Origin of the sequence: Pseudomonas sp. Irchel s3b2, from assembly GCF_900187445.1 — a bacterium.
Classification (GTDB): Bacteria; Pseudomonadota; Gammaproteobacteria; order Pseudomonadales; family Pseudomonadaceae; genus Aquipseudomonas.
Window position 1 is genome coordinate 139240 of record NZ_FYEB01000014.1, and the last position, 6237, is coordinate 145476.

The window sequence follows — 6237 nt, forward strand, 5'->3', positions numbered from 1 at the left end:
AACAAAAAAGGCAGCCTTTTGGCTGCCTTCGGTTCATTCACAGAACCAAATCAGGACAGAAACCCGCCATCCACATTCAACGAAACCCCAGTCGTGTAGCTCGACGCATCACTCGCCAGGTACAACACCGCACCAGCCATTTCACTCGGATCCGCCACACGCTTGAGTGGAATCTGCTGCAGCGCGGTTTTCAGAATGGCGTCGTTTTTCACCAGTGCCGAAGCGAACTTGGTGTCGGTCAGACCCGGCAGCAGTGCGTTGCAACGAATGCCGAATTGCGCGCATTCCTTGGCGAAGACTTTGGTCATGTTGATCACCGCTGCCTTGGTCACCGAGTAGATGCCCTGGAAGATCCCCGGCGAGATGCCGTTGATCGAGGCAACGTTGATGATGCTGCCGCCACCGTGTTCGCGCATCAGTTTGCCGGCTTCCACCGACATGAAGAAATAGCCGCGAATGTTCACGTCGACGGTTTTCTGGAAGGCGCTGAGGTCGGTGTCCAGTACGTTGCAGAACTGCGGGTTGGTCGCCGCGTTGTTGACCAGAATATCCAGGCGCCCGAATTGTTCGCGGATGCCGGCGAAGACTTGGGTGATCTGCTCCATTTCGCCGATATGGCAGGCAATGGCAGTGGCCTTGCCGCCGGCGGCGATGATTGCATCGGCGACGTGCTGGCAGCCATCGAGTTTGCGGCTCGAAACGATGACGTGGGCGCCTTGCTGCGCCAGCAGTTTGGCGATGGCTTCACCGATGCCACGGCTGGCGCCGGAGACGAATGCGATCTTGCCGTCGAGGTCGAACAACTGAGTCTTGGACATGATTTTTCCTGGTTATGGAGCCGCGATCAGAGAGTGGATTTCTGGATGACTTGCAGGCTCATCTGCTCCAGCAGTTTGTTCATGTGAATGAACTGCGCGAAGCGTTTGTCCTGGGTCTGACCATGGAAGAAGCGGTAGTAGATCTGCTGCACGATGCCGGCCAGACGGAACAGGCCGTAGGTGTAGTAGAAGTCGAAATTGTCGATCTGGATGCCTGCGCGCTCGGCGTAATAATCGACGAACTCACGGCGGGTCAGCATGCCGGGGGCATGACTTGGCTGGCGGCGCATCAATTGCACCGGCGCCGGGTCGTCGGCTTCGATCCAGTAGGCGAGGGTGTTGCCCAAGTCCATCAGCGGGTCGCCGAGGGTAGTCAACTCCCAGTCCAGCACGCCGATGATCTGCATCGGGTTCTCGGGGTCGAGGATCACGTTGTCGAAGCGGTAGTCATTGTGGACGATGCTCGACGTCGGGTGATCGGCCGGCATCTTGTCGTTGAGCCAGGCCTTCACCGCTTCCCACTTTGGCGCGTCCGGGGTCAGGGCTTTTTCGTAGCGCTCGCTCCAGCCTTTGATTTGCCGCGCGACATAACCTTCGGGTTTGCCAAGGTCGCCCAGACCATAGGCCTTGTAGTCGACTTGGTGCAGTTCCACGAACTTATCGATGAAGCTTTTGCACAGGGCTTCGGTCTTGGCTGAATCAAGACCCAGTTCCGGTGGCAGTTCGGCGCGCAGGATGATGCCCTTGACCCGTTCCATCACATAGAACTCGGCGCCGATCACCGATTCGTCGGTGCAGTGCACATAGGCTTTGGGGCAATAGGGGAAACCGTCCCGCAGCTGATTGAGAATGCGGAATTCGCGGCCCATGTCGTGGGCGGACTTGGCCTTGTGGCCGAACGGTGGTCGACGCAAGACGAATTCCTGTTCGGGGTATTCCAGCAGGTAAGTCAGGTTCGATGCACCGCCCGGAAACTGGCTGATCACAGGAAAGCCACTCAGGCCCGGAATGTGCGCCTTGAGGTACGGATCGATCAGGCTGGCATCGAGTTCTTCGCCGGAGCGGATGCGGGTGGACTGGTCAGTAAGCGCCATGCTTATCCCTTCTGCTTATTTTGGAGGCCAGACATCATTGGCTAATCTAATGGTGCGCCGGGGTGGCCACAAGCGCGGCACGGTCTTATAGGTTAGCGTGTTGCCGGATAATCAGCGTTCCTGATGTGCGCGAACAGGCTTGGCGGAGGAAGGAGATTCGACATGGGCTATCCGCAAGTGTGCGCCACCGCGACCCTGCAATGCAGTTTCGCGGGTCTCAGGCGATATCGATGTTGAATGTGCCGGCCTCATCGCGGCATGGGTATCTATACATCTCTTGAGCTACAGAGATTCACTGGCGGGGCTTGGGGCTTGGTGTTGGGAGTACATATCCATTTCTGCGGTCACGGCCGCTGGCGGTTTCGCTTTTACAGCGAGTCACTTGGAAAAGCCCCAAGTAACCAAGGGCTCTTGCCCCGCCATTCGGTGCCTCGCCCAGGCTTGGCATGCCCTCACTCCGGCATTGCTCCGGGGGCCCGCCGCCATCGGCCATCCATGGCCGGCGGCGGCTACCGCGGCATCCTTGCCGCGGTGCCCCCTACGCAATACCTGCGTTCGGCCTCTGGGAAAGGGGCAAGCAGATCAGGATCAAAAGCCAAAACAACAGCAACGGCAACGGCAACGGCAACGGCAACGCCAACGCCAGATCAACGGCAGATCAACGGCAGATCAACAGCATCGCGAGCAGGCTCGCTCCCACCGTCGGAGTGGGTACATCCGGGGAAAGATTGGTCGGCTGACAGGCCGCCATCGCAGCGATGCGGCGACCCGACAAGCCAGCTCCCACAAAAAATCAGAGCACATCCGCCTTGCCTTTCACCACTCAACAGGCCGAGCGTTAGCTCGCCTGCAGCTATTGATCTTGATGCACCGCCCCCTCGAGAGGCCGAGTGGAGGTTCTGCGCAGTGGGCAACCCGGCATGGATGCCGGGTTAGCCGCGCACGGCCATGGATGGCCGATCGCGGCGGGCCCGCGGAGCAGGACCGGAGCGAGGGCATGCCGAGCCTTAGCGAGGCACCGAACGACAGGGGCAAGAGCGCTTTGGTTACTTTCGCGCTTTTCGAAAGTGACTCGCTGTAAAAGCGAAACCGCCAGCGGCCGTGACCGCAGAAACGGATATGTACTCCAAAACACCAAGCCCCGGTAGTGAATCTCTATAGCCCAAGAGATGTGTAGATACCCATGCTCATCGAGGCAAGCCTCGCTCCCACAGGGGATCGTCTGTGAATGCAGTATTCAAACGGGGCGTGGAGTGGGGCAACAAACCCTTGAGCGAGCTGCTGATCAGCGCCGATGCCGATCCCGGCGACTCTGCGCGCTGTTGGGCGTCCGTTAGTGCGTCTTTTAATGAGCGTTCCCGGCGGCTGCCGATGGCAACGGTAAAGCAATGGGGGTCAGTACCGGTTGACCGGAAAAAAAAGCCGTCAGGTTTTTACCGACCAGTTCCACAGTGCCTTGGGTGGCCTCCGGGGACAAACCGGCGACATGCGGGGTCAGAATCACGTTGGCCAACCCCTTCAGCGCGTCCGGCACCTGGGGTTCGTTATCGAAGACATCCAGCGCGGCACCGGCGATCCGTCGCTGTTCCAGCGCGCTGATCAAGTCTGCCGTGACGATCACGCTGGCCCGCGCGATATTGACGATGAACCCGTGGGGGCCCAGGGCGTCGAGCACCTGCCTGTTGATCAAGTGCTGGGTACCGAGCCCGCCGGGTGCGGCAATGATCAGAAAATCCGAGTGGCGCGCCAGTTCGGTCGGCGTCGAGCAGAAGCTATAGGGCACATCGCTGCGATGCTGGCGGTTGTGGTAACTCACGCTCATGTCGAAGCCGTTGGCCGCACGTTTGGCGATAGCGATGCCGACGGCCCCAAGGCCGAGGATGCCCAGGCGTTTGCCAGCCAGGGACGGGCGCATGATTTTCGGCCACTCGCCCCGACGCACGGCAGCATCGGCCCGAGGGATATCGCGCACCAGTGCCAGCAGCAGCGCCATGGCATGGTCGGCGACGGAAGAGGCATTGACGCCGGCCCCATTGGTGACGGTGATGCCACGGTCGGCGGCGGCTTGCAGGTCGACATGCTCATAGCCAGCGCCAATCACGCAGATGATCTTGAGGTTGGGCAGGGCGGCAATTTCATCGGCGTACAGGCCCAATGGACCGCGCGTCAGCACAGCATCGATATGATCGCCCTGTCGGGCAATGGCGGCGGCGCGCTCGGCCGGAGTCGGGGCCAGGATCAGATGAAACCCCTGATGTTCGAGAATCGGCAGGTATTCATTGATGGTTTCAACCAGTACCAGAACGGTGACAGGCATGCTGGGCTCCTGTGGGCAGCGGAATATCGGGGCTCGAACGTCGCATCAGATTGCTGACACCAGAGCGGTTTGGCAATGGTCAGGGTTTTTGGCTCCCCGTGTCGGAGCTGGCGAAACCTGCGATCCGTCTAATGACAACACTAGATCAGTGCGAGGCAGATGGAGAGGATTTGTCCGCAATGACAACGCTGCGCGGTCGTAATGCAATCTGTAGCAGCTGTCGAGCTTGCGAGGCTGCGTCCGGCTGCGAAGCAGTCGTCAAACCAGAACTTGCGGTGCGTCAGGCAGACCGCGTTAGCCGGATTCACGACTGCTGCGCAGCCGGAAGCAGCCTCGCAGGCTCGACAGCTGCTACAAGCCGAAGGCTTCGACAGCTGCTACAAGGAGCGCGTCGTGCCGACTCCCATCTGATCCGCACAACCATTGCTCAGCTAAGTCTTTGCTTCTGTTGATTAATCCCGGACAATCGCGCCCCTGTTTCGGCCAGGGCGCTGCCTGTCGGATTCTTCCGACTCGTCCTGACCGGGTGGCAAGTGACCGGAAAGCGGAGATCCGACCGGATGAATGATCAGGCCAATAGCGTCGACGAACGCTATGTAGCGGCGACACCAGCGAGCCTCGAAAGCTGGAATCGCCATGACACCACCTGGATGCTGGGCCTGTTTGGCACGGCCATCGGGGCCGGCACCCTGTTTTTGCCGATCAACGCGGGGCTGGGCGGCTTCTGGCCGCTGTTGATCCTGGCATTGCTGGCATTTCCCATGACGTTTTACGCACACCGTGGCCTTACTCGCTTTGTGTTGTCCGGCCGCGAAGGCGCCGACATCACTGAAGTGGTGGAAGAACACTTCGGCATCAAGGCGGGTGCGCTGATCACGTTGCTGTATTTCTTTGCGATCTTCCCGATCCTGCTGATCTACAGCGTGGCCCTGACCAACACCGTGGGCAGTTTTCTCGAGCATCAATTGCACATCATGCCGCCACCGCGCGCTGTGCTGTCGTTCGTGCTGATCCTCGGCCTGCTGGCGGTGGTACGTTGCGGTGAGCAAGTGATCGTCAAAGCCATGAGCCTGATGGTGTACCCGTTCATCGTTGCGCTGCTGTTCCTGGCGGTGTTTCTGATTCCGCACTGGAATGGCGGCATCCTCAGCACCGCGACCACGCTGCCCGAGTCGTCGGCGCTGCTGCATACCCTGTGGCTGGCGATTCCAGTGATGGTGTTCTCGTTCAACCATTCGCCGATCATCTCGGCGTTCGCGGTGGACCAGAAGCGTCGTTACGGCGCGCATGCCGAAGAGCGCAGCTCGCAGATCCTGTCCCGTGCCCACATCTTGATGGTGGTGATGGTGCTGTTCTTCGTCTTCAGCTGCGTGCTGACCCTGTCGCCGGCGCAACTGGCCGAAGCCAAGGCGCAGAACCTGTCGATCCTGTCGTACCTGGCCAACCACTTCAGCAACCCGACCATCGCCTTTGCTGCGCCGTTGATTGCCTTCGTGGCCATTTCCAAGTCGTTCCTGGGCCACTACATCGGCGCCAGTGAAGGCTTGAAGGGCCTGATCGTCAAGAGCGGCAAACGCCCGGCACCGAGAACGCTGGACCGCATGACTGCGGCGTTCATGCTGGTGGTCTGCTGGATCGTTGCGACCCTGAACCCAAGCATTCTCGGCATGATCGAAACCCTCGGCGGCCCGATTATCGCGGCGATCCTGTTCCTGATGCCGATGTACGCGATCCGCAAGGTTCCGGCGATGGCGCGCTTTCGTGGTCAAGCCTCTAACGTCTTCGTGACGGCGGTAGGCCTGGTGGCGATTTCGGCGTTGATCTATTCCCTGACAGCCTGATCAAGCAAAACAACGGCCGCACAGTGCGGCCGTTTTTTTTGGTGCGCCAGGCATGGCGCGTTGCGCGCAAGCGCAACCCGCTTGGCTGTGGTGGCCAAGCGGGTGACTTGGAGGTGCAAGTCCTCTACACACCCGGCAAGGGGAAGTGTTAGCCAGAGGCAAGGGTG

General features: G+C 60.0%; 4 protein-coding genes and 1 pseudogene. 2 read left to right on the forward strand and 3 right to left on the reverse strand.

The window, feature by feature from the left end:
• Positions 1-50: 50 nt before the first annotated feature.
• Together CKW20_RS23795 and CKW20_RS23800 are read right to left on the reverse strand one after the other, a co-directional pair.
• Complete coding sequence (locus tag CKW20_RS23795; RefSeq protein WP_030130434.1) at positions 51-818, reverse strand: SDR family oxidoreductase; 768 nt, start codon at positions 816-818, stop codon at positions 51-53.
• 26 nt (positions 819-844) lie between these two features.
• Positions 845-1912 carry a phosphotransferase family protein gene (locus CKW20_RS23800; protein WP_095055080.1) on the reverse strand — a complete coding sequence of 356 codons (1068 nt, stop codon included), beginning with the start codon at positions 1910-1912 and terminating at the stop codon, positions 845-847.
• Between the two features lie 1239 nt (positions 1913-3151).
• On the opposite strand from CKW20_RS23800, the pseudogene CKW20_RS30250 reads away from it, so the two are divergent.
• Positions 3152-3249: pseudogene (locus tag CKW20_RS30250) on the forward strand (hypothetical protein); the annotation flags it as partial.
• An 8-nt stretch (positions 3250-3257) separates the two neighbouring features.
• On the opposite strand, the gene CKW20_RS23810 reads toward CKW20_RS30250, so the two are convergent.
• Positions 3258-4229, reverse strand: coding sequence for a 2-hydroxyacid dehydrogenase (locus CKW20_RS23810; RefSeq protein WP_095055082.1), 972 nt, complete (start codon positions 4227-4229; stop codon positions 3258-3260).
• 560 nt (positions 4230-4789) lie between these two features.
• On the opposite strand from CKW20_RS23810, the gene CKW20_RS23815 reads away from it, so the two are divergent.
• A complete protein-coding gene (locus CKW20_RS23815; protein WP_095055083.1) occupies positions 4790-6070 on the forward strand; it encodes a serine/threonine transporter in 1281 nt (426 codons plus the stop codon).
• The last annotated feature ends 167 nt before the right edge of the window (positions 6071-6237 follow it).

Excerpts from the sequence above, each read along its gene's own strand:
- CKW20_RS23815 (WP_095055083.1), top strand. The coding sequence starts at position 4,790 with ATGAATGATCAGGCCAATAGCGTCGACGAACGCTATGTAGCGGCGACA.
- CKW20_RS23800 (WP_095055080.1), bottom strand. The coding sequence starts at position 1,912 with ATGGCGCTTACTGACCAGTCCACCCGCATCCGCTCCGGCGAAGAACTC.
- CKW20_RS23810 (WP_095055082.1), bottom strand. The coding sequence starts at position 4,229 with ATGCCTGTCACCGTTCTGGTACTGGTTGAAACCATCAATGAATACCTG.
- CKW20_RS23795 (WP_030130434.1), bottom strand. The coding sequence starts at position 818 with ATGTCCAAGACTCAGTTGTTCGACCTCGACGGCAAGATCGCATTCGTC.